Consider the following 25,870-nt stretch of genomic DNA (forward strand, 5'->3'; position numbering starts at 1 on the left):
CGCGTAATCCCCGTTGCTCTGGGGACAGACTAGGGAACGGTCGGCCCGACGGGAACGGCGGGGCGGCCATGTGATCCCGCTGTGATGCTCACTTCCCGATCAGCGCGGCCATGACCAGAGCCGATGTGACGATCAGAAGTATTGCCGTCACCAGAACAACGCCCAACCGTCCCGCGTGTCGCCGGGGCGCGGCGTGGTGGTGCGCGTCCTGGCGCGCCACCACGGCCCGGTCGGCCGCCGCCGCGCGGTCGGACCGCCCGGGCAGCTCGGTCCGGCGCGGGCCGGGCAGCAGCGCGGCCACCGCCAGCACCGCCTCCTGGTTCACCGGCTCCGGCGCGCGCAGCAGCAACTCCCTTATCTCCTGCTGGACTTCCGGCAGCGACGGCCGGGCCTGCGGATCCGCCGCCAGCAGCCGGCCGACCAGCGGGCCCAGTGGCCCCGACACCGCCTCCGCCGGCTCCCGGGCCGCTTCCGGCAGCGCGTCCAACGGTGTTTCCGGGTCCGCCCCTGGCAGCGGTTCGCCGGTCAGCGCCCGGTGCAGCAGCGCGCCCAGCGCCCAGGCGTCCGCCGCCGGGCCCACCGCCGCGACCGCCCCGGCCGGTCCGCCGGGGCCGCGCTGCTCCGGCGCCCAGCGCTCGGGGGCCTCGCCGACCACCACCGCCCGCGCGTCCCGGGCCCGAACCCGCGCCGGGCTCCAAGGGGATGACGGGACGCCCGCTCCCGGGGTGTCGCCGCCCGGGCCGCCGCACAGCGCCTCCTGCGCCGCGCCCACGGCCAGCCCGCCCAGCAGTGCCGTGCCGTCGTCGCAGACCAGGACGGTGTCCGCGGTGACATTGCCGTGCACCAGGCCCACCGCGTGCACCGCGCGCAGCGCCGCCACCAGATCCCCTGCCAACTCGGCCGCCCGGTACGGCCCGAGCGGGCCGCCGCGCTCCAGCACCGCGCCCAGCGGCGCGCCCGGCACCGCCTCCCCGGCGACCCACAGGTAGCCGTCCTCGTCGAAGACCTGGAACACCTGGCTCAGCCGGGGGTGGTCGGGCACCGCCCCGGCCACGAAAGCGGCCTGGACCAGGGCCCGTTCGGCCGTGTCGTCGCCCCGGACCGGCTGCCGGTCCTGGTCGAAGGGGGTGACCAGCTCCGGCAGCGGCACCGCGTCCAGCTGCACCGCCGCGCCGCTGCGGGTGTCCACCGCCGCGACGCCGGTGGCTACCTGGCGGCCGGTGAGCCGGTAGCGGGACGCCAGCAGCCGCCCGGAGCCGTCGCCGGGGACGCCGGGGACGCCGGGGTTCGCTGCTCTGCCCACGCCGTCCCTCCCTGTGCGGTGCGGTGGTGCTGTCGTACTGCCGTGCGGTGCTGCTGCCACCATGTCAGGTCGCGGGCTGAAAACTGCTGAAGAAGGCGTTCATCAGTTCGTGGTTGCGGGCGCCGCCCCAGCCGGCGGCGGCGGACGTCCAGTCGATGGTGTAGCCGTGGTGGCCGTCGGTGGCGAAGCCGCGGTCGAGCGAGCGCAGGGCCGAGCCGTCGCCGCCGGTGTAGGTCCACTCCCAGTCGGCGGCGTCCCAGCCCCGGTAGCCGACCTTCTGCAGGTCCACCCGGTGGTAGTGCGGGTAGCTCGCAGCGGTCCGGCTCTCCTCGGTGCGCAGCGCCGCGACCGCGCTGCTGCCGGGCGTACCGGTCCAGGCCACGTCCAGGTAGCCGGACGGGCCCCGGTAGCGCCAGTGCTCGGCCGACAGCCGGGTCAGCGTCCAGCCCTGGGGGATCTCGATGGTGGCGCCGCCGGGCATGGCCACCCGCTCGTAGCCGGGGAGCGGGGTGTTCGGCTTGTCCTGCTGCGCCATCGCCACCCACACCCCGCCGCCCGCCACCACCAGCAGCACCAGCAGGGCCACCAGCAGCCGGGCCGCGCGCCGCCCGCTGCGGGTGCCGAGCACGGTCACCGACTCGGTGGTCGGCAGCGGCTCGAAGCCGGTGCCGGGCATCGGCATGGCCGCGGTGGCGGACTGCGAGCGCGGGCGCGGCGCGGGCCCGGGCGCCGGGAAGGGGTCGCGCGGCCGCGCCCCGCCCGGGTACGCCGGGCCGTCGGCGGCGGTCGCGGGGGCCGCCCCGAACGGCGGGCGGGCGGAGGGCCCGGCGGCCTGCTGCGCGGCGGACGGCGCGGGCGGCTGTGCCGGCTGCGGGGAGCTGTCGTCCTGGTTCAGCACCTGCAGCAGCAGGTGCCGGGCGGTGTTCTCGTCGAAGCGCTCCTGCGGGTCCTTGCGCAGCAGCCCGGCGATCACCGGGACCAGCGGGCCGCCGTTGGCCGGGGGCGTCAGCTCCTCGGTCATCACCGCGGTGAGCGTGGACAGTGCCGAGCCCTTGTCGTACGGCGGCCGCCCCTCGACCATCGCGTACAGGGTCGCCCCGAGCGACCACAGGTCGGAGGGCGCGCCCGGGATCCGGCCCCGCGCGCGCTCCGGCGAGATGTAGGAGGGCGCGCCGACCAGCATGCCGGTGGAGGTCACCGAGGGGTCGCCCTCGACCCGGGCGATGCCGAAGTCGGTGAGCACGACCCGCCCGTCGTGCCCGATCAGCACGTTGGAGGGTTTGACGTCGCGGTGCAGGATGCCGGAGCGGTGCGCCTGCGAGAGCACCGCCAGCAGCTCCAGGCCGATCTCCGCCGCGCGCTTCGGCGGCAGCACGCCGTCGGTGGCGATGACCTCGCTCAGCGAGCGGGACTCCACCAGCTCCATCACGATCCACGGCCGGTCGTCCTCCTCGACCACGTCGTAGACGGTGATGGCGGCGGTGTGCCGGACCCGGGCGATGGCCTTGGCCTCGGTCAGGGTGCGGGCGATCAGCCGCCGCCGCTCGTCCTCGTCCATGCCTGCGGCGAAGCGCAGCTCCTTCACCGCGACCGGGCGGCCCAGGATCTCGTCCACGGCCCGCCAGACCGTGCCCATCCCCCCGCGCCCCAGCTCGGACACGAGCCGGTAGCGCTCCGCCAGCAGCCTCCCCGACGTGTCCTGATAAGCGGTCATCTGGCTGAGGTCCCCTCCGCGTATGAAACTCCCGCCCCCATCGTCCCCTACCGGAGCGGGACGATGTCCTCCGCCCCCAGTCTGGCGGCGTCGGCGGTGAGGTCGTCCGGCTGCTGCTGGGACTCCCGCTCGGCCTCCACCCGCTTGCGGTAGTGCTCCACCTCGCGGTCGATCTGACCCTTGTCCCAGGCCAGTTCACGGGCCATGAGCTCGGCGGCCTCGCGCATGCAGACGGTGCCCCGGTCGAAGGTCTCCATGGAGATCCGGGTGCGCCGGGCCAGCACGTCGTCCAGGTGCCGGGCGCCCTCGCTGCGGGCGGCGTGGACGACCTCGGCCCGCAGGTAGTCGTCGGCCCCGCCCAGCGGCTCGGCCAGCGACGGGTCCTCGGCGACGAGTTGCAGCAGTTCGCCGACCAACGAGCCGTAACGGTTCAGCAGATGCTCGACCCGGGCGATGTGCAGGCCGCTGCCGCGGGCCAGTTCGGCCCGGCCGTTCCACAGCGCCTGGTAGCCCTCGGCCCCGGCCAGCGGCACCTTCTCGGTGCAGCTCGGCGGCACCCGCTGGTCCAGGCCGTGCACCGCCTCGTCCACCGCGTCCCGGGCCATCACCCGGTAGGTGGTGTACTTGCCGCCGGCCACCACCACCAGGCCGGGGACGGCGTGCTGCACCACGTGCTCCCGGCTGAGCTTGGACGTCGCCTCGGACTCCCCGGCCAGCAGCGGACGCAGCCCGGCGTACACGCCCTCGACGTCCTCCCTGGTCAGCGGGACCGCCAGGACCGAGTTCACGTGGTCGAGCAGGTACTCGATGTCGGCGCTGCTGGCCGCCGGGTGGTCCTTGCCCAGCGTCCACTCGGTGTCGGTGGTGCCGACGATCCAGTGCCGCCCCCAGGGGATGACGAACAGCACGCTCTTCTCGGTCCGCAGGATCAGCCCGGTGGCCGAGTGGATCCGGTCACGCGGGACGACCAGGTGGATGCCCTTGGACGCGCGGACGTGGAACTGCCCGCGCTCGCCGACCAGCGCCTGCGTCTCGTCCGTCCACACGCCGGTCGCGTTGACGACCTGCCGGGCGCGTACCTCGAACTCACCCCCCTGCTCCAGATCATGCACCCGGGCACCGACAACCCGCTCCCCCTCGCGCAGGAAGCCCACCACCCGGGCCCGGTTGGCGGCCAGCGCGCCGTACCCGGCGGCGGTGCGGACCAGGGTGGTGACGAACCGGGCGTCGTCCATCTGCGCGTCGTAGTACTGCACCGCGCCGACCAGGGCGTCCTTGCGCAGGCAGGGCGCCAGCCGCAGGGCCCGGCGGCGGCTCAGGTGCCGGTGCAGCGGCAGGTCGGTGCCGTGGCCGCCGGAGACCGACATGGCGTCGTACAGGGCGACGCCGGAGCCCACGTACGGGCGCTCCCAGCCGCGGTGCTGCAAGGGGTAGAGGAACGGCACCGGCTTCACCAGGTGCGGGGCCAGCGTCTGCAGCAGCAGGCCGCGCTCCTTCAGGGCCTCCTGGACCAGCGCGAAGTCCAGCATCTCCAGGTATCTCAGGCCGCCGTGGATCAGCTTGCTGGAGCGGCTGGAGGTGCCCGAGGCCCAGTCCCTGGCCTCGACGATCCCGGTGGCCAAGCCTCGGGTCACCGCGTCCAGGGCCGTCCCCGCGCCGACCACGCCGCCGCCGACGACCAGCACGTCGAGCTCCCGCTCGGCCATCCGGGCGAGGGACTCCGCCCGCTGGTCAGGTCCCAGTTCCGAGCTGCGCATGACTGCCTCCGCACTGTGCCGACCGGCCCCGTGCTCCGGCGGCCGGTTCCGCTGGTCACTGATCACCAGTCTGCCCGGTATCTGCCCACTCGGGGCGGTGCCAGTCACGGCCGGGGGCACAGCCGGGCATCGAACCCGTAATCCACTCGGGAACACCAGGCCGTAGCTGCTAGCCTGCGGCGACTCCACGGCGCAGGGCCCCTCGCGGGCCGCTTTCCGTGGCACGCCCATGCTCTCTTCACCCCCGGGGGACACCACATGACCGACTCCACCACGCCGCCCGCAGCACCGGCCGCAGCACCGGCCGCCGGGCCGGCCCCGCAGGGCTTCGGCGCGCCCGTGCCGCCGCAGGCCGCCGCCGTCCCGCCGCAGGGCGGGCCGCAGGGCTGGGGCGGGCCGGGGCAGCCGCAGACCCCCTACGGCGGCTACCCGGTCACCGCCGCCGGCCGTCCGGAGCAGGAGACCGGCCGGCCGGGCCTGGCGGTCGTCGCCGGGATCGGGGCCATGCTGGTCTCGGCCGCCGTCTACGCCGGGGTCATCGACCTCACCAAGCACGAGATCGGCTACCTGGCCCTGGCCGTGGGCCTGCTGATCGGCCTGGCCCTGGGCAAGCTCGGCGGCAGGCACCCGGCGCTGCCGGTGGTCGGCGTGGTGCTGGCGCTGCTCGGCATCTTCCTGGGCGAGATGCTCGGCATCGCCCTGCTGGCCAACAAGCTGGACGGGGTGCCGCTGGGCACCGTCCTCGGCCACCCCGGCGACCTGTTCTCGGCCTGGAAGGAGAGCTCGGACGCCATGTCCTTGCTGTTCTTCGCCATCGGCGGCCTGGAGGCGTTCGTCTTCACCCGCCGCTTCAGCGGGGCCGCGGTGCCGACCCGGCGCCGCCGCCGCTGACCCCCGCGCGGCGTCCGCTCCCGGACGCGGCGGAGGCCCCCGGCGCGATGCGCGCCGGGGGCCTCCGGGTGCCGTCCGCGCGGGCTACTTGTGCGCGACCGTGACCTCGACCCGCTGGAACTCCTTGAGCTCCGAGTAGCCGGTGGTGGCCATCGCCCGGCGCAGCGCGCCGAACAGGTTCATGGTGCCGTCGGGGGTGTGCGAGGGGCCGGAGAGGATCTCCTCGGTGGTGCCGACGGTGCCCAGGTCCACCCGCTTGCCGCGCGGCAGCTCCTCGTGCACGGCCTCGGCGCCCCAGTGGAAGCCCCGGCCGGGGGCGTCGTTGGCCCGGGCCAGCGCCGCGCCGATCATGACCGCGTCCGCGCCGCAGGCCACGGCCTTGGCCAGGTCGCCGCTGTAGCCGACGCCGCCGTCGGCGATGACGTGGACGTACCGGCCGCCGGACTCGTCCATGTAGTCGCGCCGGGCCGCGGCCACGTCCGCGACCGCGGTCGCCATCGGCACCTGGATGCCGAGCACGGTGCGGGTGGTGTGCGCCGCGCCGCCGCCGAAGCCGACCAGGACGCCGGCCGCGCCGGTGCGCATCAGGTGCAGCGCCGCGGTGTACGTGGCGCAGCCGCCGACGATCACCGGGACGTCGAGCTCGTAGATGAACTGCTTGAGGTTGAGCGGCTCGGCCGCGCCGGAGACGTGCTCGGCGGAGACGGTGGTGCCGCGGATGACGAAGATGTCCACCCCGGCGTCCACGACCACCTTGGAGAACTCGGCGGTGCGCTGCGGGGACAGCGCGGCGGCGGTGACCACGCCGGAGTCGCGGATCTCCTTGAGCCGGCGGCCGATCAGCTCGGCCTTGATCGGCTCGCGGTAGATCTCCTGGAGCCGGCGGGTCGCCAGCGCCTCGTCCTTGACCTCGGTGATCTCCTGCAGCAGCGGCCGCGGGTCCTCGTAGCGGGTCCACAGGCCCTCGAGGTTGAGCACGCCGAGGCCACCGAGCCGGCCGAAGGCGATGGCCTGCTCGGGCGAGACCACACTGTCCATGGGCGCGGCCAGGAAGGGCAGTTCGAAGCGGTAGGCGTCGATCTGCCAGGCGATCGAGACCTCCTTCGGGTCCCGGGTCCGGCGGCTGGGTACGACGGCGATGTCGTCGAAGGCGTACGCCCGCCGGCCCCGCTTGCCCCGCCCGATCTCGATCTCGGTCACGTCCCAGCCCTTCGTTCAGCCTGCTACTGCCGTGGACCAGTATCCCGCACGCGGCGCGGGGGCCGCCTGGGCAGCCCCCCGCGCCGCGAAGCCGGGACGGTGTGCGGCTACTGGCCGTGGTAGTTCGGGGCCTCGACCGTCATCTGGATGTCGTGCGGGTGGCTCTCGCGCAGGCCCGCGGAGGTGATCCGGACGAACCGGCCCTTGGACTCCATCTCGGCGATGGTGGACGCGCCCACGTAGCCCATGGTCTGCCGCAGCCCGCCGACCAGCTGGTACAGCACCGCGGACAGCGGGCCGCGGAACGGCACCTGGCCCTCGATGCCCTCGGCGATCAGCTTCTCGTCCGAGGTGACGTCGCCCTGGAAGTAGCGGTCCTTGGAGAAGGACTTGGCCTGGCCGCGGGACTGCATGGCGCCCAGCGAGCCCATGCCGCGGTAGGACTTGAACTGCTTGCCGTTGATGAACAGCAGCTCGCCCGGGGACTCCTCGCAGCCCGCGAGCAGGCTCCCCAGCATGACCGTGTCGGCGCCGGCGGCCAGCGCCTTGCCGATGTCGCCGGAGTACTGCAGGCCGCCGTCGCCGATGACCGGCACGCCCGCCTCGCGGCAGGCCACGGCCGCCTCGTAGATCGCGGTGACCTGCGGGACGCCGATACCGGCGACGACCCGGGTGGTGCAGATGGAGCCGGGGCCGACGCCGACCTTGACGCCGTCCATGCCGGCGTCGATCAGCGCCTGGGCGCCGTCGCGGGTGGCGACGTTGCCGCCGATCACGTCCACGTCCACGGCGGCCTTGATCTTGGCCATCCAGTTCAGCGCGTTGCCGTTGTGGCCGTGCGAGGTGTCCACGATCAGGAAGTCGACGCCCACGGCGGCCAGCGCCTGGGCCCGCTCCAGCGACTCCGGCCCGGTGCCGACGGCCGCGCCGACCAGCAGCCGGCCCTCGGCGTCCTTGGCGGCGTTGGGGTACTTCTCGGCCTTGACGAAGTCCTTGACCGTGATCAGGCCCTTGAGCACGCCGTCGGAGTCGACCAGCGGCAGCTTCTCGATCTTGTGGCGGCGCAGCCGGGCGATGGCGTCCTCGCCGCTGATCCCCACCTCGCCGGTGATCAGCGGCATCGGGGTCATGATCTCGCGGACCTGGCGGCTGCGGTCGGACTCGAAGGCCATGTCGCGGTTGGTGACGATGCCCAGCAGCCGCCCGCCGTGGTCGGTGACGGGGACGCCGCTGATGCGGAACTTGGCGCAGAGCGCGTCCGCCTCGGCCAGGGTGGCCTCCGGCAGCACCGTGATCGGGTCGGTGACCATGCCCGACTCGGAGCGCTTGACCAGGTCGACCTGGTTGACCTGGTCCTCGATGGAGAGGTTGCGGTGCAGGACGCCGACGCCGCCCTGGCGGGCCATGGCGATCGCCATCCGGGCCTCGGTGACCTTGTCCATGGCGGCGGACAGCAGAGGGATGTTCACCCGGACGTTGCGCGAGACCCGTGAGGAAGTGTCCACCTGGTTGGGCAGCACGTCGGAGGCACCGGGCAGCAACAGCACATCGTCGTAGGTGAGCCCGAGCATGGCGAACTTCTCGGGGACACCTGCGGCATTCAAAGACATTGGGGCACCTTCCCGTACCGACCCGGAAACCAAGGGGACGGGGGGAAGACTGTTGGCCGCACCCGCCCGCGCAACACGGCGCCACCGGGGGCCGCTGGGTGAGCAGCTCGGCACCGATAACTCAGTCTACCGGTACCCGGCGGCTCTCCTTCCGGCCCGCGAGCAGGGCGGCCGGGGCGGGGGCGTCAGGCCGACAGGCCCTCGTGGTTGTCGCCGGCGAGGGCGCGCAGCCGGCTCAGCGCGCGGTGCTGGGCCACCCGGACGGCCCCGGCGGACATGCCCAGGACCTCCCCGGTCTCCTCGGCGGTGAGCCCGGCGGCGACCCGCAGCAGCACCAGCTCGCGCTGCCGGTCGGGCAGGCAGGCCAGGAGCTCCCGGGCCCAGGCGGCGTCGCTGCTGAGCAGGGCGCGCTCCTCGGGGCCGAGCGCGTCGTCCGGCTTCTCCGGGAGCTCCTCGGCGAGCGAGAGCGGCTGGCCGGGGCCCTTCATCGCGGCCCGCTGCAGGTCGGCGATCTTGTGCGCGGCGATGCCGTAGACGAACGCCTCGAACGGGCGGCCCTCGTCGCGGTAGCGCGGCAGCGCGCAGAGCACCGCCAGGCAGACCTCCTGGGCGACGTCGTCCACGTGGTGCCGGGCGCCGCCCGGGAGCCGGACCAGCCGGGCCCGGCAGTAGCGCAGCACCAGCGGGTGGACCTGGGCCAGCAGTGCGTCGGTCGCGCCGGCGTCGCCGCCGACGGCGCGGACCACCAAGGCGCCGATGGGCACGGGCACCCCACCGGCAGGCTGTCCGCTGCCGGGGGCAGCAGTCACGTCGTCGTCGCGCACTGCTCCATGGTGCCTGGTCACATCAGGAAACGTGGCACCGGACCCCGACTTGTGCATCGGAACGTTATGCGCCACCGCCGCCCACCCCCGCCAGCCACTGCCTGAGAGACTCATACCCCCATGGTGCGTCCTCGACGAGGAAGCGGGCCATGCCCGCTTCCTCTCAACGAGGATTCCCCGCGGCGACCGCGGTACTCAGCGGACCAGGCCCCAGCGGAAGCCCAGCGCCACCGCGTGCGCGCGGTCGGAGGCGCCGAGCTTCTTGAACAGGCGCCGGGCGTGCGTCTTGACGGTGTCCTCGGAGAGGAACAGCTCCCGCCCGATCTCGGCGTTGCTGCGGCCGTGGCTCATGCCTTCGAGCACCTGGATCTCACGGGCGGTGAGGGTCGGCGCGGCGCCCATCTCGGCGCAGCGGAGCCGACGCGGGGCGAGCCGCCAGGTCGGGTCGGCCAGCGCCTGCGTGACGGTGGCCCGCAGCTCGGCGCGGGAGGCGTCCTTGTGCAGGTAGCCGCGGGCGCCGGCGGCGACCGCGAGCGCGACGCCGTCGAGGTCCTCGGCGACGGTGAGCATGATGATGCGCGCGCCCGGGTCGGCGGACAGCAGCCGCCGCACGGTCTCCACCCCGCCGAGGCCGGGCATCCGCACGTCCATCAGGACCAGGTCGGAGCGGTCGGCCACCCAGCGGCGCAGCACCTCCTCGCCGTTGGTCGCCGTGGTCACCCGGTCCACTCCGGGAACAGTCGCCACCGCGCGGCGCAGCGCCTCGCGGGCAAGCGGTGAATCATCACAGACGAGAACGGATGTCATGATCGTCCTCCGCAGCTGATCCGCGTCACGTTGAGCCTCCTGGCTGGTACGAATCGTCACCGATGCGATCACGACGGCTGGGGTCTTCCCCGACGCCAGCGCTGTCGACCGCCTCAGCACTCCCAACGACCGTCACTCGAATGAGTTACGGGGTCGGCAACCGCCTTCAGCACTCTACGTGGTCACACCACTACAGACGCTGCACCACGTCGGGCAATCGGTCCTGCATGCGGAGGTACGCGCCCGGTTCGGGCGGCGGCCCTTCGGCGCAACCCGGCGGTAACCCCGCCGAGTGGCGGGATTTACGTGCCTTTTGTCCCTTTCCCTCACTTTTTGGGGTTATATGACTTGTATCCACCGCTGACCGTCGCACCTGAACCCCTGAGGGAATGAGCAATGGCAGACTTCTCCCGCCTCCCCGGCCCGAACGCGGACCTCTGGGACTGGCAACTTGCCGCCGCCTGCCGCGGTGTCGACAGCTCGCTGTTCTTCCACCCGGAAGGCGAGCGCGGGGCGGCCCGCAGCTCGCGCGAGCAGTCCGCCAAGGAGGTTTGCTCTCGCTGCCCCGTCCGCGCCCAGTGCGCGGCCCACGCCCTGACCGTCCGCGAGCCCTACGGCGTCTGGGGCGGGCTCACCGAGGACGAGCGCGAGGAACTCCTCGGACGCGCCCGGCAGCGTCCGATGGACCCGGCCACCCTGATCAGCAACTGACGGACCCCCAGCGCGCCGGGGTGCGACCCGCCCGACGGGGCACCCCTGCGCCCGGACGCCTCAGCCGGCGTCCGCGCGCCGCGCGGCGACCAGGGCCAACCGGTCCAGCATCAGCGCCACCGCCGGAACCGGCAGCAGATCCGGCAGGGTCAGCGCGACCACCTCCCGGTGGACGACGGGGGCCAGCGGCAGCACCTCCACCCCGGACGGGTGCACCGACGCCAGCGCCAGCTCCGGCAGCACGGCCACCCCCAGCCCGGCGGCGACCAGCCCGAACACCGCCGGGTAGTCGTCGGTGGCGAAGTCGATGCGCGGGGTGAAGCCCTCCCCCTCGCACAGCTCCACCAGATGGCCCCGGCACTGCGGGCAGCCCGCGATCCACTGCTCCCCGGCCAGCTCCGCCAGCCGCACCGGCGCGGGCCCGGCACCGCCAGGCCCGTCCGACCCGCCAGGCCCGTCGCGCCCGTCCGGCCCGTCCGCCCGCTGCGGCAGGGCGCGTCCGGCCAGCGGGTGGCCGGACGGGACGACGCAGACCAGCCGGTCCCGCAGCAGCGGCCGCACCGCCAGCCCGCCCCAGTCGCAGCCCGCCGCCGAGGCCGCGGCCTCGACCACCGCCGCCGCCCGCGCCTGCCACCGCGATCCGGCGACGCCGCCCGGCAGCCGCACCCCGCCCGGCCCGCCCGGACGGCCCGGCTCACCCGGATAGCGGAACGCCAGCGCGACATCGCAGTCGCCGCCGCGCAGCAGCGCCAGCGCCTGCGGCGGCTCGGCCTCGGTCAGCGACACCCGCACCCCCGGCTCGGCCGAGCGCACCTCGGCCACCGCCGACGGCACCAGCGCCGAGTTGGCCGTGGGGAAGGACGACAGCCGCACCCGCCCCGAGCGCAGCCCGGTGATCGCCGCCAGCTCCTCCTCCGCCGCCGTCAGCCCGGCCAGGATCACGCCCGCGTGCCGAACCAGCACCTCCCCCGCCTCGCTCAGCCGCACGCCCCGGCCCGCCCGCACCACCACGGGCGTCCCCACCGTCTTCTCCAGCGCCCGCATCTGCTGGCTCACCGCGGGCTGGGTGTAGCCCAGCTCGCGGGCGGCCGCCGAAAGCGAACCGGTCCGGGCGACGGCGCGGAGCACGCGGAGATGGCGGGCCTCGATCACGGCTTCAGCATAAGCCCGGCTTGGGACACCGGGTAAAAGTTGTCCACAGGCTTATACCCGCCGGGCGCGGCCGGACTACCCTCGGCCCATGGGGAAGCTGCTCTCTCTCAACCTCGGCCGCGCGCGGGCCTCGGCCCACACCGACATCGGCCGCACCGCCATCGACAAGCGCCCGGCCCGGGGCAGCGTCGCCGTCGCCGCGCCGGGCCCGCGCGGCACCGCGGGCAGCAGCGGCAGCGGCATCGCCGGCGACGAGGTCTGCGACCACCGCTTCCACGGCGGCGACGACCAGGCCGTCTACGCCTACGGCCGCGAGGAGCTGGACCTGTGGCAGCGCGAGCTGGGCCGGGAGCTGGCGAACGGCGTCTTCGGCGAGAACCTGACCACGCTGGGCGTGGCCACCAGCGACGCGCTGATCGGCGAACGCTGGCGGATCGGCCCGCAGGTGGTGCTGGAGGTGTGCGCGACCCGCATCCCCTGCCGCACCTTCGCGGGCTGGCTGGAGGAGCGGGGGTGGATGAAGCGCTTCACCCAGCGCGCGCTCCCCGGCGCGTACCTGCGGGTGATCACCCCCGGCGAGATCACCGCCGGGGACGAGGTGACCGTGCTCTCCCGCCCGGACCACGCGCTGACCAGCGGCATGGTGTTCCGCGCGCTGACGCTGGAGCCCGACCTGCTGCCGCTGCTGCTGGACGTCCGGGAGCTGGGCGCGCACCAGCGCGAGCACGCCGCCCAGCGGCTGCGCCGCTGAAAAGCCCGAGGGGCGCGGCGGACGGGGTTCCGTCCGCCGCGCCCCTGGTCAGGCGCGTGCCGTGGCCGCCGACCCCAGGTCGGCGGCGGTACTGACCGAGGTCAGTGGCTGTGGCCGTGGCCGCCGTGCGAGTGGCCCGCGGCAGCCTCTTCCTCGGCCGGCTTCTCGACCACCAGGGTCTCGGTGGTGAGCAGCAGCGACGCGATGGACGCGGCGTTCTGCAGGGCGGAGCGGGTGACCTTGACCGGGTCGATGACGCCGGCCTTGAGCAGGTCGCCGTACTCGCCGGTCGCCGCGTTGTAGCCCTGGCCCTCTTCCAGCTCCGCCACCTTGGTGGTGATGACGTAGCCCTCGAGGCCCGCGTTCTGGGCGATCCAGCGCAGCGGCTCGACCAGCGCGCGGCGGACCACCGCGACGCCGACGGCCTCGTCGCCGGTCAGGCCCAGGCCGCCGTCGAGCGCCTTCTGGGCGTGCACGAGGGAGGCGCCGCCACCGGCGACGATGCCCTCCTCGACCGCCGCGCGGGTCGCCGAGATGGCGTCCTCGAGACGGTGCTTCTTCTCCTTGAGCTCGACCTCGGTGGCCGCGCCGACCTTGATCACGCAGACGCCGCCGGCCAGCTTGGCCAGTCGCTCCTGCAGCTTCTCGCGGTCCCAGTCCGAGTCGGTGTTCTCGATCTCGGCCTTGATCTGCGCGACCCGCCCGGCCACCTCGGAGGCGTCACCGGCACCGTCGACGACGGTGGTGTTGTCCTTGCTGATGGTGACGCGGCGGGCAGTGCCCAGCACGTCCAGACCGGCCTGGTCGAGCTTGAGGCCGACCTCCTCGGCGATGACGGTGGCACCGGTGAGGGTGGCCAGGTCGCCGAGCATGGCCTTGCGGCGGTCGCCGAAGCCGGGGGCCTTGACCGCGACCGCGTTGAAGGTGCCGCGGATCTTGTTCACCACGAGGGTGGACAGCGCCTCGCCGTCGACGTCCTCGGCGATGATCAGCAGCGGCTTGCTGGCGCCGCCCTGGAGGATCTTCTCCAGCAGCGGGAGCAGGTCCTGGATCGAGGAGATCTTGCCCTGGTGGATGAGGATGTACGGGTCCTCCAGGACCGCCTCCATCCGCTCCTGGTCGGTGACCATGTAGGGCGAGAGGTAGCCCTTGTCGAACTGCATGCCCTCGGTGAACTCGAGCTCCAGCCCGAAGGTGTTCGACTCCTCGACGGTGATGACGCCGTCCTTGCCGACCTTGTCCATGGCCTCGGCGATCAGGTCGCCGACCTGCTGGTCCTGGGCGGACAGCGCGGCGACGGCGGCGATGTCCTCCTTGCCGTCGATCTCGCGGGCGACCGAGAGCAGGTGGTCCGACACGGCCTTGACGGCGGCGTCGATGCCCTTCTTCAGCCCGGACGGGCCGGCGCCGGCGGCGACGTTGCGCAGACCCTCGTTGACCAGCGCCTGGGCCAGGACGGTCGCGGTGGTGGTGCCGTCACCCGCGATGTCATTGGTCTTGGTGGCGACCTCCTTGACGAGCTGCGCGCCAAGGTTCTCGTACGGGTCGTCGAGCTCGACCTCACGGGCGATGGTGACGCCGTCGTTGGTGATGGTCGGAGCGCCGAACTTCTTGTCGATGACGACGTTGCGGCCCTTGGGGCCGATCGTCACCTTCACGGTGTCGGCCAGCTTGTTGACGCCGCGCTCGAGCGAGCGGCGGGCGTCCTCGTCGAACTTCAGGATCTTCGCCATGCTTAGGGTTTCCCTCTCAAACAACCGAACCCGGGCACCCGGTATCACTCAGTGACTACTGGGGCCCGGGTTGGTCACGACTCTGCGGTCAGCGTCGCAGCTGCAGACAGCTGGGTCTTACTTCTGGACGATTGCGAGGACGTCGCGCGCCGAGAGGACGAGGTACTCCTCGCCGTTGTACTTGACCTCGGTGCCGCCGTACTTGCTGTACAGCACGACATCGCCGACGGCGACGTCGAGCGGCAGGCGCTGGCCGTCCTCGAACCGGCCCGGACCCACGGCCAGGACGACGCCCTCCTGGGGCTTCTCCTTGGCAGTGTCCGGGATGACCAGGCCAGAGGCCGTGGTCTGCTCGGCTTCGAGCGGCTGGACCACAATGCGGTCCTCGAGCGGCTTGATGGCAACCTTGGAGCTGGTGGTCGTCACGTTCCGACCTCCCCCTTCGGAGATCACGGGGTGATTCATGTCTTGGGTCGCGGAGAGATTGGTATGGCGCAGCCGTCGTCGCGGTGCCGGACGCGCCCTCTTCGCGGGTTAGCGCTCTCCAGTGGAGAGTGCCAACGACGACACTAGGCCGCCGTTAGCACTCAGTCAACCAGAGTGCCAACGACGCGCCCGAACTCCTCCGCTCCGGTGCCCCCGTGGACAATGGGCGCGTGGAGATCGACGACTTCCGGGCGCTGCTGACCGACGAGGGCCAGGCACTGCTGGCCGAGCTGCGCGACCACGCGCCCGGGCAGGAGCTGGCGGTGGCGACCCGGCTGCGCCGCACCCACCCGGCCGCGCTGGTGTCGGCCGCCATCGGCCAGGCCCGGCTGCGGCAGCGCGCGGCGGCCAAGTTCGGCCCGGACGCGCAGCGCATGTACTTCACCCCGGACGGCGTCGAGCAGGCCACCCGCGGCAGCGTGGCGCAGTGGCGCGCGGCCCGCTTCGCCGCGCTGGGCGTGAAGCGGCTGGCGGACCTGTGCTCCGGGGTCGGCGGCGACGCCATCGCCCTGGCCCGGGCCGGGATCTCCGTCCTGGCCGTCGACCGCTCCCCGCTGACCTGCGCCGTCGCCGAGGCCAACGCGGCGGCGCTGGGGCTGGACGGCCTCATCGAGCAGCGCTGCGCCGACGTCGCCGACATCGACCTGACCGGCTTCGACGCGGTCTTCGTGGACCCGGCCCGGCGCGGGGCGCGCGGCGGCGCGGGCCGGGGCGGCGGCCGGATCTTCGACCCGGAGGCCTACTCGCCGCCGCTGAGCTGGGCCGTCGGCGCGGCCCGGCAGACCCCGTACGCCGCGCTGAAGGTCGCCCCGGGCATCCCGCACGAGGCCGTGCCCGAGGGCGCCGAGGCCGAGTGGGTCTCCGACGCCGGGGACGTCAAGGAGGCCGTGCTGTGGTTCGGCACGCAGCCGCAGCCGCAGCAGCCGCACCGGGCCACGCTGCTGCCCTCCGGCGCCAGCCTGGTCGGCGGGCGCCTGCCCGACCCGGAGCCGGGCCCGGTCCTGCGCTACCTGTACGAGCCGGACGGCGCGGTGATCCGCGCCCACCTGGTCGCCGAGGTGGCCCGGGAGCTGGACGCGACGCTGATCGACCCGACCATCGCCTACCTGACCGCCGCCGAGCTGCGCCCCAGCGCGTACGCCACGGCGTACGAGATCACCGACGTGCTGCCGTTCGGCCTGAAGAAGCTCAAGGCGGTGCTGCGCGAGCGCGGCGTGGGCACGGTCGTCATCAAGAAGCGCGGGTCGGCGATCGAGCCGGAGGAGCTGCGCCGGAAACTCCGACCCGAAGGAGTGAACTCCTGCACGGTGGTCCTCACCCGGGTGGGCGGCGCCCCGATGATGCTGCTGGGGCAGCCGGTCCGCACGCCCTGAGGAGACGGCTGACGGGGGCTCAGGGCTTCTGGATGTAGTCGTCCAGCCGGGCGACGGCGAAGCCCTGCTCGTGGATGCGCTTGAGCAGGTTGGCGAACATGGCGGTCATGGTCTCGCCCTTCAGCTCGGACGGGCCGCGGAAGTGGGCCAGGATGATGTCGCCGTCCTGGAGCTTGCGGCTGGGCGTCTGGTACTCCAGGCCGGTGATCTCCATGGTCTCGGTCCAGTAGACGATGGCGCGCGGCCCGCAGTCCTGGACGGCGGTGTTCAGCGCGGTCGAGTAGGCGCCGGCGCCGTAGGGCGGCCGGAACAGGAACGGCGCGGTGCCGTACTGCCGGGTGAGGATCTGCTGGTCGCCGCAGATCTCCTGCTTCTGCCGGGCCTCGCTGATGGTGTTCATGGCCGGGTGGTGCAGCGTGTGGTTCTGGATGCTGTTGCCCATGGCCTGCAGCGGCTTGAAGTACGCGTAGTCGTTCTTGATCGCGTCGTTCATCAGGAACATGGTGATCGGGACCTTGAGGTCCTGCATCATCCGGATGAACGCCGGGTCCTTCTCTGCGCCGTCGTCCACGGTGATGAAGACGACCTTCTGGTCGGTGGGCACCTGCTTGATCACCGGGACCTTGCCGTTCCGGGTCAGCTTGACCGGCCGGTCGGCGGGCGGGGCGGGCGCGGGCGGCAGCGGGGTCAGGCCCCACTTCGCCCAGGCCGCCGCCTGCGCCGAGGCGGAGGCGGCGGGGTCGGCGGAGGCGGACGCGGAGCCGGTGGCGGCGTCCCCGGCCGCCCCGGACGCCGACGGCGGGGCGGAGGCCGCCGCGCCCGCGGAGGCCGCGCTGCCGCATCCTGCGGCCAGTGCCGCGAGGACGAGCGCCCCGGCCGTGCTGACGAGGGTCCTGCCGTGCCGCTTCACGCTGTGTGCTCCCGGGGGTGTCGACTACTCCGGCACAGACGCTAGCCGCTGCCAGGGAGTTCCCAGGACACCCCCAGGAACGGGTGTGGCGTGGGCCTCACTGCGTGGGCCTCACTCGGAGAGCCGGTGCAGGTCCTCGTGCGAGAGCGGCTCCGCGGCGGGCACGTGGGTCTCCGTGACCGGCAGCGAGGAGTCGGCGGACAGGTCGAAGGAGGAGGGTCTGCGGTTGCGCCACACCATCTCCGCGCCCAGCGCGGCCACCATCGCCCCGTTGTCCGTGCACAGCTTCATCCGCGGCACCCGCAGCTCGATCCCGGCCCGCTCGCAGCGCTCCTGGGCCATGGCGCGCAGCCGGGAGTTGGCCGCCACCCCGCCGCCGATCATCAGGTGCTCCACGCCCTCGTCCCGGCAGGCCCGGACCGCCTTGCGGGTGAGCACGTCCACCACCGCCTCCTGGAAGGACGCGGAGACGTCCCGCACCGGCACCTCCTCCCCGGCCCGGCGCCTGGCCTCGACCCAGCGGGCCACGGCGGTCTTGAGGCCGGAGAAGGAGAAGTCGTAGGCGGGATCGCGCGGGCCGCTGAGGCCGCGCGGGAAGGCGATCGCCGCCGGGTCGCCCTCGGCGGCGTAGCGGTCGATCACCGGGCCGCCGGGGAAGCCCAGGCCGAGCACCCGGGCGACCTTGTCGAACGCCTCACCGGCGGCGTCGTCGATGGTCGCCCCGAGCGAGCGGACGTCGCTGGTGATGTCGGAGGTGAGCAGCAGCGAGGAGTGCCCGCCGGAGACCAGCAGCGCCATCGTCGGCTCGGGCAGGCGGCCGTGCTCCAGCTGGTCCACGCAGATGTGCGAGGCCAGGTGGTTCACCCCGTACAGCGGCTTGTCGAGGGCGTAGGCGTACGCCTTGGCGGCGGAGACGCCGACCAGCAGCGCGCCGGCCAGGCCGGGCCCGGCGGTGACGGCGATGCCGTCCAGGTCGCCCGCCTTGATCCCGGCCTCGTCCAGCGCGCGCTGGACGGTGGGCACCATGGCCTCCAGGTGGGCCCTGCTGGCGATCTCCGGGACGACGCCGCCGAAGCGGCCGTGCTCCTCGACGCTGGTGGCGACGGCGTCGGCGAGCAGGGTGGTGCCCCGGACGATGCCGACGCCGGTCTCGTCGCAGGAGGTCTCGATGCCGAGGACCAGCGGTTCGTCAGCCATGGCGGGTCATGCTCCTACGTTGTCTGCGGTGTTCGGCCGGGGCAGCGCGTCGGCCGGGTGGTCCAGCCGCATCACCAGGGCGTCGACCCCGGACGGCTGGTAGTAGTTGCGGCGGATGCCGATCGGCTCGAAGCCGAAGCGCTCGTAGAGCCGCTGGGCGCGGTCGTTGTCGACCCGGACCTCCAGCAGCAGCCCCTCGCAGCCGGCCTCGACGGCCTGCCGGACGAGCCGGGTGAGCAGCCGGGCGCCGAGGCCGCCGCCCCAGTGCTCGCGGGCCACGGCGATGGTCTGCACGTCGCCCTCTCCGGCGATGGCCATCAGCCCGGCGTAGCCGACGATCCGGCCGTCCGGGGCCTCGGCCACGGTGTACCAGCGGGTGGCCCGGGGGTGCCGGGCGTCGGCCAGCTCGGACCAGAACATGCCGACCGACCAGGCGTCCTCGGGGAACAGCCCGGACTCCAGCTCCAGCACGGCGGGCACATCCCACCAGCGCATCTCGCGCAGGATGATCATGCGGGCAGGACCGTCTTGTAGTTCTTCGGGACCTCGGCGTCGGGCCGGCGCAGGTACAGCGGCACCGGCTCCAGCAGGGCCTCGCCGGCGGCGAGCCGCCGGGCCGCCCAGTCGGCCAGGGCGGCCGCCGACTGGTGCTCGGGCATGCCGGGCGCGGGCTGCCGGAACACCTCCGGGTAGAGCAGCGCGCCCGCGCCCACGGCGGGCAGCCCGGCGACCCGCTCGGCGATGTCGGCGGGGCGGTCCACGTCCGGCCCGGACGTACGGCGGCCCTCGGCGTCGTAGCAGGCCCAGTAGACCTCCTTGCGGCGGGCGTCGGTGGCCGCGACGAAGGGGCCGGTGAGACCGGCCGTGCGGGCGGCGTGCGCGACGCCGTCCAGCGTGCACACGCCGTACACCGGGATGCCCAGGGCGTGGCCGAGCGCGGCGGCGGTGGCCAGGCCGACCCGCAGCCCGGTGTACGGGCCCGGTCCGGTCCCGACGGCGATGCCGCCGAGGTCCTCCTTGGCGGCCCCGGCGGTGCGCAGCACCTCGTCCACGGCCGGGAGCAGCAGCTCGCCGTGGCGGCGGGCGTCGATCCGGTCGCAGGAGGCCAGGGTGAGCTGCCGTTCCGTGTCGTGGAGGGCAGCGGTGACGGCGGGGGTGGCGGTGTCGAACGCGAGGAGCAGCACCCATCCAGGTTAGAGCGTCCCGCCAACCGGACCGCCCGGGTCCTCCCTTGCGGGCGGGCCTGGCAGGATGGGCACGCTGTTCATCGGAATGTCAGTCAGGCGCAGGAGGACTCGTGGCGAAGATCGGTTCCGGCATCGTCGTCACCGGGCTGACGGCTTCGGCGCTGGCCGTGGTCACCATGCTGGCGTTGCAGGCCAAGAGCTCCGCGACGGCCGCCACCGCGGCGGGCCCCAGGGCGGGCACGGTGGCAAGCGGTCCGGCCAAGCCCGGCAAGGGCGGCAGGGGCGCGAACGCGCCGGTGGCGGTGCCGGGCGATTCGGGCACCGGCCGCCGGGTGGTGTACTCGCTCGGCCAGCGGCGGGTGTGGCTGGTGGACCCGTCCTCGAAGACCGCCGCGCCCAGCTTCCCGGTGCAGGCCAGCGCGGTCAGCCCGCCGCTGGGGAGCTACGCGGTCAACGGCGGCAAGGCCGCCCCGCACCCGGGCTCGGACGGGGTGGAGATCGAGAACTCGGTGCTGTTCACCATGCACGACGGCGTGGAGATCGGGTTCAGCTCGGCGGTGGACGGCTCCATGGCCTCGCCCGACCCGTCCAAGCACACCGGCGGCATCCGCGAGTCGATCGCGGACGGCAAGGAGATGTACGCCTTCGCCTCCCAGGGCACCCCGGTCGTCGTCATCGCCTGACGGACGGGCTGCACCCGGGCCGGTCTGGGCGGTCTGGGCGGTCTAGGCGGCGGCCCGGGAGCTCTGCGGCAGCGGGCCGCCGTGCTCGCCGCAGTCGCCGGGCGCGTCCGACGGCGCCTGGGCGGTCAGCCCGGGCGTGCGGCCCGGCGCGGGCACGGCGTCCGGCGGCGGCGTGGAGACCGCCCTGACCGCGCCGGAGGCGGCGAGCAGCGCGGCGATGCCGGAGCCCGTTCCGGTGCCGGTACGTGTGCCACGGGGGGTCGTGCCGGACATGTCGCCTCCCGGAATCGTCCTGTGACGGCCTCGTTCCTTACCTCACCCATCTTCCCGACACAGCGTCGGAATAACAACTGCCGATGCCATCGGGTCAGACCCGGTCGGCCCGCAGCGGCTCCCAGTCGGCCCCGGCCCAGCGCTCGCCGAGGCCGGTGAGGGTGACCGTGCGCGGGTCCGCGGCATCGTCCGCCGGGGGATCCTCGCCGCCCAGCGCCCGCTCGATCCGGACCTCCAGCCGGGAGTCGGACAGCTCCTCGACCTTGCCCTCGCCCCACTCCACGACGATCACCGACTCGGGCAGCGAGACGTCCAGGTCGAGGTCCTCCATCTGGTCCAGGCCGCCGCCGAGGCGGTAGGCGTCCACATGGACCAGGGCCGGGCCGCCGGTCAGCGAGGGGTGCACCCGGGCGATGACGAAGGTGGGCGAGGTGACCGCGCCGCGCACGCCCAGGCCCTCGCCGAGGCCCCGGGTGAGCGTGGTCTTGCCCGCGCCCAGCTCTCCGGAGAGGAGCACCAGGTCGCCCGGGCGGAGCAGGGCGGCCAGGGCGCGGCCGAGATCCCGCATGGCTTCCGGGTCGGAGACGGTGAGCCGCATGGGGGTCCTTTCAGGTGGGACGGCGCGGGCGGTCAGGCCCGCGCCTCCGGGGTGTCGGGGGTCGCCGGGCCGGTCCCGGGGCCGGGTTCAGGGTCGGGTTCGGGGTCCGGGTCGGGTTCGGGGTCCGGGTCGGTTGCGGGAGCGGCGTCGGACGGCACGACTTCGGCCGTCCCGGCCAGCTCGCGGACGGACTGCGGCAGCGGCGCGCCGGACCGCCGGGCGGCCTGCTCCAGCAGCACCGCCAACCGGCCGTTGACCAGCTCCGGGCACTCCAGCATGACCAGGTGCCCGGCGTCCTGGACGACGGCCAGCTCCGCGCCGGGCAGCTCGGCGGCGATCACCTCGCTGTGCGAGGGTGGCGTCAGCAGGTCGCGGGTGCCCACCAGGACCAGCGCCGGGAGGTCCCGGAAGGCCGCCAGCGCCGCGACCTTCTCGTGCAGGTCGAAGGCGGGGAAGAACTCGGCGACCACGTCGATCGGGGTGGACTCCAGCATCCGCTGGGCGAAGCGCTCCAGGGCCGGGTCGACCTGCTCGGTGCCGAAGGAGTACTTGCGGTACAGCGCCGAGGTCAGCTCGCTGCCCAGGCGGCGGGTGCGCTCCACCAGCTCGGCCTGCCTGCCGAGCGCGCGCAGTACCCCGGGGGCGACCCGGTGCAGCATCTTGGCGCCGTAGGAGGGCAGGCCCAGGCTGTTGCCGCTCCAGCCGCCCGCCGTGGTGCCGATGAACGCGACGCCCGCGACCCGCTCGCGGACCAGCTCGGGGTACTGGTCGGCGAGGGCCATCACGGTCATGCCGCCCATGGAGTGGCCCACCAGCACCAGCGGGCCGGTGGGGGCGACGGCGTCGATCACGGCCTTCAGGTCGCCTCCGAGCTGGTCGATGGAGGCGGGCTCACCTGCGGTCTGGGAGCGCCCGCGCTCGGAGCGGCCGTGGCTGCGCTGGTCCCACAGCACCAGCCGCAGGCCGTCCTGGAAGGCGGCGCGCTGGAAGTGCCAGCTGTCCTGGTTCAGGCAGTAGCCGTGGCAGAAGACCACGGTCAGCGGCGGGGTGGGGGCCAGCCCCAGCCAGCTGCCGACGGCCCCGGACAGCACACCGCCCAGCGGCCCGCCGCCGCGCGCGGACGCGGGAGCGGGGCCCGGCGCGGCACCGCGCAGCCGCCCCAACCACCCCCGCCGCCCGTCCTCAGCCCCATCGGCCCCGGCCCCGGCGGCCCCATCCGCAGCGGCGGCACCGTCACCGACGCCGTGCCGCCCGGCCGGAGCGGTGCCGCTGGCAGGAGCGCTCGCGTCGGCGGAGGCGGGGCGGGCCGCCTGCGCCGACGGGCGGCCGGGGGCAGCCCCACCGCCGGGGCCGTCGGCCGGGTCGGCGGTGGCGGTGCCGTTGGCAGGAGCACTGGCGCGGGCGGAGCCGGGACGGGCGGCAGGAGGCGACGGGCGGGCGGCGCTGCCGCCGGGGCCGTCGGCCGGGTCGGCGGTGGCGGGGGTCGGGCGGGCGGCCGGGGCCGACGGTGGGCCGGGGGTGACGGTGGGGGCCGGAGGGGTGGCGGTTTTGCGGGCGAAGGGGGTGCCTGCCCAGCCGGTGCCGTCCAGTTCCACGTACAGCTCGGTGCCGTCGGCCGCGGCCACGGTGTACGGCACCCCGCGCAGCGCGCCGAACGGCGCGGCCGCGTCCACCTCGGCGCGTGCCCTGCGGCGCATGTCGCGGCCGACGGTCATCCGCTCCACCGCCACGCCCGCCGCCGCGCCCGCGGCGACCACGCCCAGCGACAGCCCGACCAGCCCGGCGCGCCGCCAGCGCCCCGCGGCCATGTCGCCGACGACCGACCCGGCCACCTCCCGCACCTGCTGGACGGCGTCGGCCGCGGCCGAGCGCCCCTCGTCGGCGCTCATCCGCCGCCGCCGTCAGCCCCGCCGAGGCCGACGTAGCGGCGCGGCACCCGGGGCCCGATCCGGGTCACGATCTCGTACGAGATGGTCCCGCAGGCGCGGGCCCAGTCCTCGGCGGTGGGCTCGCCGTGGTCGCCGGGGCCGAACAGCACCACCCGGTCACCGACCTCGGCCGGGTCGCCGCCCAGGTCGACGACGAACTGGTCCATGGCCACCCGCCCGGCGATGGTGCGCCACTTCCCGCCCAGCCACAGCGGCCCGGTCCCGCTGGCGTGCCGGGGGACGCCGTCGGCGTAGCCCACCGGGACCAGCCCGAGCGTGGTGGCGGTCGGCGTGACGTAGCTGTGGCCGTAACTGACGCCGTGTCCGGCCGGGACGCTCTTCACCCCGGCCAGCCACGCCTGGAGCGTCATCACCGGCCGCAGCCCGAAGTCGGCCGGGCTGCCGACCTCCGGCACCGGCGACAGGCCGTACTGCGCCAGGCCCGGCCGGACCAGGTCGAAGTGCGCCTCCGGCAGCAGCAGCGTGGCCGGGGAGTTGGCCATGTGCCGCACCTCGGGGCGCAGCCCGGCCGCCTCGGCCACGGCCAGCGCCTCGCCGAAGCCGGTGAGCTGCGCCTGGATGGACGGGTGCCCCGGCTCGTCGGCGCAGGCGAAGTGCGACCAGAGGCCGGTGACGGAGACCAGGCCCTCGGCCTCGGCCGCGCGGGCGGCCCGGACCAGGCCGGGCCAGTCGTGCGGCTGCGCACCGTTGCGGCCGAGGCCGGTGTCGGCCTTCAGCTGGACCCGGGCCGGACGGCCGGTGGCCCGGACGGCGGCGACCACCCGGGCGAGCGCCCACTCACCGCTGACGGTGATGTCGATGTCGGCGGCGACCACCTGCTCCCAGGGGGCGTCCGGCGTCCACAGCCAGCACAGCACGCGGGCCTGGTCGGGGGTGATCCCGGCGGCGCGCAGCGCCAGCGCCTCGTCCGGGGTGGCCGTGCCGAGCCAGGTGGCGCCCGCCTCCAGGGCCGCCCGGGCGCACGGGACCATGCCGTGGCCGTAGGCGTCGGCCTTGACCACGGACATGACGGAAGCCGACCCGGCTCGGTCGCGCAGGGCACGGATGTTCCCCCGCAGCGCCGCCAAGTCGACCACGGCTTCGGCACGCATCGCAGATTCCATTGCCGGTCAGTCTCCCAGACCGCGGCGCCGCCGGACCAACCTCCCGGCGCGCTCGCGGACGATCACGGTCGGCGGCCGTCCGGCGACCGCACCGGACAGTACGGTCCGTCAGCGGTCGACGACATTGCGCCACGCCGCGGGCAGCGCCGCCGCCACGTCCGAGGCGGTGACCGGCGCCTGCCCGCCGCCGGAGGCGATCCGCGCCGCCAGGCCGTGCAGGTAGGCGGCGACGCTGCCGGCGTCCAGCGGCGCCAGTCCGGCCGCCAGCAGCGAACCGGCCAGGCCGGAGAGGACGTCCCCGCTGCCCGCCGTGGCCAGCCACGGCGTCCCGGTCGGGTTGACCCGCACCGGCGCGGCCGGGTCCGGACCGGCGACCACGGTGGTCGAGCCCTTCAGCAGCACCGTGCAGCCGTACAGCTCGGCGATGCGCCGGGCGTACCGCAGCCGGGCCGCCTCCACCTGCTCCGGGGTGGCCGTCTCGCACGCCCCGGCGAGCAGCGCCGCCGCCTCGCCGGCGTGCGGGGTCAGCAGCAGCACGCCGTGCTCGCGGGCGAGCCCGCCCGGCCCGTCCGGGCCGCCGCGCCGGGCCAGCAGCCGCAGGCCGTCGGCGTCCACCAGCGTGGGCACGCCCGCCGCCAGCGCCTCCTCCAGGGTGCGCTCGGCCTCGGACCCGTCCGCGAGCCCCGGGCCGACCACCCACGCCTGGGTGCGGCCCGCCGCCTTGGGGCCGCCCTGCGACACCAGCGTCTCCGGGTGCGCCCGGACCACCTCGCGGGCCGCCGACCCGGCGTAGCGGACCGCGCCCGCGCCGCCGCGCAGCGCCGACGACACCGCCAGCACCGCCGCGCCCGGGTAGCGCTCGGAGCCCGCGGCGACACCGACCACCCCCCGGCGGTACTTGTCGCTCTCGGCGGAGGGGCGCGGCAGCAGCGCGGCCACGTCGGCGTGTTGCAGCACTTCCACGGCCGGAACGGGCGGGCGGATGCCGATCTCCACCAGCCGCACGGCGCCGGCGTGCTGGGCGCCCGGGTCGACGAACAGCCCGGGCTTGTGCGTGCCGAAGGTCACCGTGAGCGCGGCCCGCACCGCCTCGCCCGCGACCTCGCCGGTGTCGGCGTCCACGCCGCTGGGCAGGTCCACCGCCACCACCGGCACCCCCGCCCGCCGCGCCGCCCGCGCGTACGGCAGGGCTCCGGCCCGCAGCCCGCCCTTCCCCCCGATGCCGACGATCCCGTCCAGCACCAGATCCGCCCACCCGGCCAGCCGATCGGCTGCGGCCCCGTCCGGCTCCGCCTCCGGGCCGGGTGCGGCGACCGTGCCGCCCGCGGCGAGAAGCGCGGCCAGACCGGCGGCGTGGGCGCGGTCCGGTGCGAGCAGCACCGCCCGCACCGCGACCCCCCGGGCCGCCAGCCGGGCCCCGGCGTACAGCGCGTCACCGCCGTTGTCGCCGCTGCCCGCGAGCACCAGCACCCGGCTGCCGCGCAGCCCGCTCCGGGGCCCCGGGCCGCCGCCGGTGAGCAGCTCGACGCAGGCCGCGGCCAGCCCGGCCGCCGCCCGCTGCATCAGCGTGCCCTCCGGCACCCGTGCCATCAGCGCGGCCTCCGCCGCCCGTACCTGCTCGACCGTGTGCGCGTACCGCATCCGCGAACCCCCTCCGG

At 74.7% G+C, this 25,870-nt stretch carries 23 protein-coding genes and 1 pseudogene; 5 read left to right on the forward strand and 19 right to left on the reverse strand.

The features are described 5' to 3' along the window. Nucleotides 1-88: 88 nt before the first annotated feature. The 3 genes from GXW83_RS29870 to GXW83_RS29880 form a co-directional block, all read right to left on the reverse strand. The gene (locus GXW83_RS29870) at nt 89-1,303 is read right to left on the reverse strand and encodes a hypothetical protein (RefSeq protein ID WP_182446147.1); all 1,215 of its coding nucleotides are present in this window, start codon (nt 1,301-1,303) and stop codon (nt 89-91) included. A gap of 64 nt (nt 1,304-1,367) precedes the next feature. Then, nucleotides 1,368-3,017, reverse strand: a complete 1,650-nt coding sequence (locus GXW83_RS29875; protein ID WP_182446148.1) for a serine/threonine-protein kinase — start codon at nt 3,015-3,017, stop codon at nt 1,368-1,370. 47 nt (nt 3,018-3,064) lie between these two features. Then, on the reverse strand, nt 3,065-4,774 hold the full coding sequence (locus GXW83_RS29880) for a glycerol-3-phosphate dehydrogenase/oxidase (protein WP_182446149.1): 1,710 nt from the start codon (nt 4,772-4,774) through the stop codon (nt 3,065-3,067). A gap of 258 nt (nt 4,775-5,032) precedes the next feature. Between GXW83_RS29880 and GXW83_RS29885 the strand changes: the two genes are divergently transcribed. Next, nucleotides 5,033-5,665: a hypothetical protein gene (locus GXW83_RS29885; protein ID WP_182446150.1), complete on the forward strand. Its 633-nt coding sequence runs from the start codon at nt 5,033-5,035 to the stop codon at nt 5,663-5,665. Nucleotides 5,666-5,749: 84 nt separating this feature from the next. On the opposite strand, the gene GXW83_RS29890 is transcribed toward GXW83_RS29885, so the two are convergent. From GXW83_RS29890 to GXW83_RS29905, 4 genes are all read right to left on the reverse strand, one after another. After that, complete coding sequence (locus tag GXW83_RS29890) at nt 5,750-6,865, reverse strand: GuaB3 family IMP dehydrogenase-related protein (protein ID WP_182446151.1); 1,116 nt, start codon at nt 6,863-6,865, stop codon at nt 5,750-5,752. Nucleotides 6,866-6,972: 107 nt separating this feature from the next. After that, complete coding sequence (gene guaB, locus GXW83_RS29895; RefSeq protein WP_182446152.1) at nt 6,973-8,475, reverse strand: IMP dehydrogenase; 1,503 nt, start codon at nt 8,473-8,475, stop codon at nt 6,973-6,975. Nucleotides 8,476-8,660: 185 nt separating this feature from the next. Beyond that, nucleotides 8,661-9,299, reverse strand: a complete 639-nt coding sequence (gene shbA, locus GXW83_RS29900; RefSeq protein ID WP_225447330.1) for an RNA polymerase sigma factor ShbA — start codon at nt 9,297-9,299, stop codon at nt 8,661-8,663. Between the two features lie 195 nt (nt 9,300-9,494). Then, nucleotides 9,495-10,106, reverse strand: a complete 612-nt coding sequence (locus GXW83_RS29905) for a response regulator transcription factor (protein ID WP_030251459.1) — start codon at nt 10,104-10,106, stop codon at nt 9,495-9,497. Nucleotides 10,107-10,502: 396 nt separating this feature from the next. Here GXW83_RS29905 and GXW83_RS29910 point away from each other — a divergent pair, with 396 nt between their 5' ends. Continuing rightward, nucleotides 10,503-10,817, forward strand: coding sequence for a WhiB family transcriptional regulator (locus tag GXW83_RS29910; protein ID WP_182446154.1), 315 nt, complete (start codon nt 10,503-10,505; stop codon nt 10,815-10,817). 60 nt (nt 10,818-10,877) lie between these two features. Here the strand turns inward: GXW83_RS29910 and GXW83_RS29915 are convergent, their stop codons facing one another. Continuing rightward, nucleotides 10,878-11,969: a LysR family transcriptional regulator gene (locus GXW83_RS29915; protein ID WP_182446155.1), complete on the reverse strand. Its 1,092-nt coding sequence runs from the start codon at nt 11,967-11,969 to the stop codon at nt 10,878-10,880. Between the two features lie 88 nt (nt 11,970-12,057). Here GXW83_RS29915 and GXW83_RS29920 point away from each other — a divergent pair, with 88 nt between their 5' ends. Then, the gene (locus GXW83_RS29920; protein WP_182446156.1) at nt 12,058-12,720 is read left to right on the forward strand and encodes an MOSC domain-containing protein; all 663 of its coding nucleotides are present in this window, start codon (nt 12,058-12,060) and stop codon (nt 12,718-12,720) included. Between the two features lie 101 nt (nt 12,721-12,821). Here GXW83_RS29920 and groL read toward each other — a convergent pair whose 3' ends face one another. Together groL and groES are read right to left on the reverse strand one after the other, a co-directional pair. After that, entirely contained in the window at nt 12,822-14,453 is a 1,632-nt protein-coding gene (gene groL / locus GXW83_RS29925; protein WP_182446157.1) for a chaperonin GroEL, read from the reverse strand. A gap of 117 nt (nt 14,454-14,570) precedes the next feature. Further along, complete coding sequence (gene groES / locus GXW83_RS29930) at nt 14,571-14,879, reverse strand: co-chaperone GroES (RefSeq protein WP_182446158.1); 309 nt, start codon at nt 14,877-14,879, stop codon at nt 14,571-14,573. Nucleotides 14,880-15,109: 230 nt separating this feature from the next. Here groES and GXW83_RS29935 point away from each other — a divergent pair, with 230 nt between their 5' ends. Continuing rightward, a complete protein-coding gene (locus tag GXW83_RS29935; RefSeq protein WP_182446159.1) occupies nt 15,110-16,312 on the forward strand; it encodes a class I SAM-dependent methyltransferase in 1,203 nt (400 codons plus the stop codon). 19 nt (nt 16,313-16,331) lie between these two features. Here the strand turns inward: GXW83_RS29935 and GXW83_RS29940 are convergent, their stop codons facing one another. From GXW83_RS29940 to tsaB, 4 genes are all read right to left on the reverse strand, one after another. Then, nucleotides 16,332-17,222, reverse strand: a complete 891-nt coding sequence (locus GXW83_RS29940; protein ID WP_182446160.1) for a polysaccharide deacetylase family protein — start codon at nt 17,220-17,222, stop codon at nt 16,332-16,334. 111 nt (nt 17,223-17,333) lie between these two features. Continuing rightward, nucleotides 17,334-18,419 carry a tRNA (adenosine(37)-N6)-threonylcarbamoyltransferase complex transferase subunit TsaD gene (gene tsaD / locus GXW83_RS29945; protein WP_182446161.1) on the reverse strand — a complete coding sequence of 362 codons (1,086 nt, stop codon included), beginning with the start codon at nt 18,417-18,419 and terminating at the stop codon, nt 17,334-17,336. 6 nt (nt 18,420-18,425) lie between these two features. Then, nucleotides 18,426-18,932 carry a ribosomal protein S18-alanine N-acetyltransferase gene (gene rimI, locus GXW83_RS29950; protein WP_225447331.1) on the reverse strand — a complete coding sequence of 169 codons (507 nt, stop codon included), beginning with the start codon at nt 18,930-18,932 and terminating at the stop codon, nt 18,426-18,428. Next, entirely contained in the window at nt 18,929-19,603 is a 675-nt protein-coding gene (gene tsaB, locus GXW83_RS29955) for a tRNA (adenosine(37)-N6)-threonylcarbamoyltransferase complex dimerization subunit type 1 TsaB (RefSeq protein ID WP_182446162.1), read from the reverse strand. The genes rimI and tsaB overlap by 4 nt, the downstream gene beginning before the upstream one ends. A 113-nt stretch (nt 19,604-19,716) precedes the next feature. Between tsaB and GXW83_RS29960 the strand changes: the two genes are divergently transcribed. Beyond that, entirely contained in the window at nt 19,717-20,289 is a 573-nt protein-coding gene (locus GXW83_RS29960; protein WP_225447332.1) for a hypothetical protein, read from the forward strand. 42 nt (nt 20,290-20,331) lie between these two features. Here GXW83_RS29960 and GXW83_RS29965 read toward each other — a convergent pair whose 3' ends face one another. The 5 genes and pseudogenes from GXW83_RS29965 to GXW83_RS29985 form a co-directional block, all read right to left on the reverse strand. Then, the gene (locus GXW83_RS29965; protein WP_182446163.1) at nt 20,332-20,562 is read right to left on the reverse strand and encodes a hypothetical protein; all 231 of its coding nucleotides are present in this window, start codon (nt 20,560-20,562) and stop codon (nt 20,332-20,334) included. 94 nt (nt 20,563-20,656) lie between these two features. After that, a complete protein-coding gene (gene tsaE / locus GXW83_RS29970; protein ID WP_182446164.1) occupies nt 20,657-21,160 on the reverse strand; it encodes a tRNA (adenosine(37)-N6)-threonylcarbamoyltransferase complex ATPase subunit type 1 TsaE in 504 nt (167 codons plus the stop codon). Nucleotides 21,161-21,363: 203 nt separating this feature from the next. After that, nucleotides 21,364-22,479, reverse strand: a pseudogene (locus tag GXW83_RS34585) (alpha/beta fold hydrolase); the annotation flags it as partial. A gap of 566 nt (nt 22,480-23,045) precedes the next feature. Continuing rightward, on the reverse strand, nt 23,046-24,200 hold the full coding sequence (gene alr / locus GXW83_RS29980) for an alanine racemase (protein ID WP_182446165.1): 1,155 nt from the start codon (nt 24,198-24,200) through the stop codon (nt 23,046-23,048). A 120-nt stretch (nt 24,201-24,320) separates the two neighbouring features. Further along, on the reverse strand, nt 24,321-25,853 hold the full coding sequence (locus tag GXW83_RS29985; RefSeq protein ID WP_182446166.1) for an NAD(P)H-hydrate dehydratase: 1,533 nt from the start codon (nt 25,851-25,853) through the stop codon (nt 24,321-24,323). Nucleotides 25,854-25,870: the final 17 nt, after the last annotated feature.

Source organism: Streptacidiphilus sp. PB12-B1b (genome assembly GCF_014084125.1).
Classification (GTDB): Bacteria; Actinomycetota; Actinomycetes; order Streptomycetales; family Streptomycetaceae; genus Streptacidiphilus.

Excerpts from the sequence above, each read along its gene's own strand:
- GXW83_RS29875 (WP_182446148.1), bottom strand. The coding sequence starts at position 3,017 with ATGACCGCTTATCAGGACACGTCGGGGAGGCTGCTGGCGGAGCGCTAC.
- GXW83_RS29880 (WP_182446149.1), bottom strand. The coding sequence starts at position 4,774 with ATGCGCAGCTCGGAACTGGGACCTGACCAGCGGGCGGAGTCCCTCGCC.
- GXW83_RS29885 (WP_182446150.1), top strand. The coding sequence starts at position 5,033 with ATGACCGACTCCACCACGCCGCCCGCAGCACCGGCCGCAGCACCGGCC.
- guaB (WP_182446152.1), bottom strand. The coding sequence starts at position 8,475 with ATGTCTTTGAATGCCGCAGGTGTCCCCGAGAAGTTCGCCATGCTCGGG.
- GXW83_RS29905 (WP_030251459.1), bottom strand. The coding sequence starts at position 10,106 with ATGACATCCGTTCTCGTCTGTGATGATTCACCGCTTGCCCGCGAGGCG.
- GXW83_RS29910 (WP_182446154.1), top strand. The coding sequence starts at position 10,503 with ATGGCAGACTTCTCCCGCCTCCCCGGCCCGAACGCGGACCTCTGGGAC.
- GXW83_RS29920 (WP_182446156.1), top strand. The coding sequence starts at position 12,058 with ATGGGGAAGCTGCTCTCTCTCAACCTCGGCCGCGCGCGGGCCTCGGCC.
- groL (WP_182446157.1), bottom strand. The coding sequence starts at position 14,453 with ATGGCGAAGATCCTGAAGTTCGACGAGGACGCCCGCCGCTCGCTCGAG.
- tsaD (WP_182446161.1), bottom strand. The coding sequence starts at position 18,419 with ATGGCTGACGAACCGCTGGTCCTCGGCATCGAGACCTCCTGCGACGAG.
- rimI (WP_225447331.1), bottom strand. The coding sequence starts at position 18,932 with ATGATCATCCTGCGCGAGATGCGCTGGTGGGATGTGCCCGCCGTGCTG.
- GXW83_RS29965 (WP_182446163.1), bottom strand. The coding sequence starts at position 20,562 with ATGTCCGGCACGACCCCCCGTGGCACACGTACCGGCACCGGAACGGGC.
- tsaE (WP_182446164.1), bottom strand. The coding sequence starts at position 21,160 with ATGCGGCTCACCGTCTCCGACCCGGAAGCCATGCGGGATCTCGGCCGC.
- alr (WP_182446165.1), bottom strand. The coding sequence starts at position 24,200 with ATGCGTGCCGAAGCCGTGGTCGACTTGGCGGCGCTGCGGGGGAACATC.
- GXW83_RS29985 (WP_182446166.1), bottom strand. The coding sequence starts at position 25,853 with ATGCGGTACGCGCACACGGTCGAGCAGGTACGGGCGGCGGAGGCCGCG.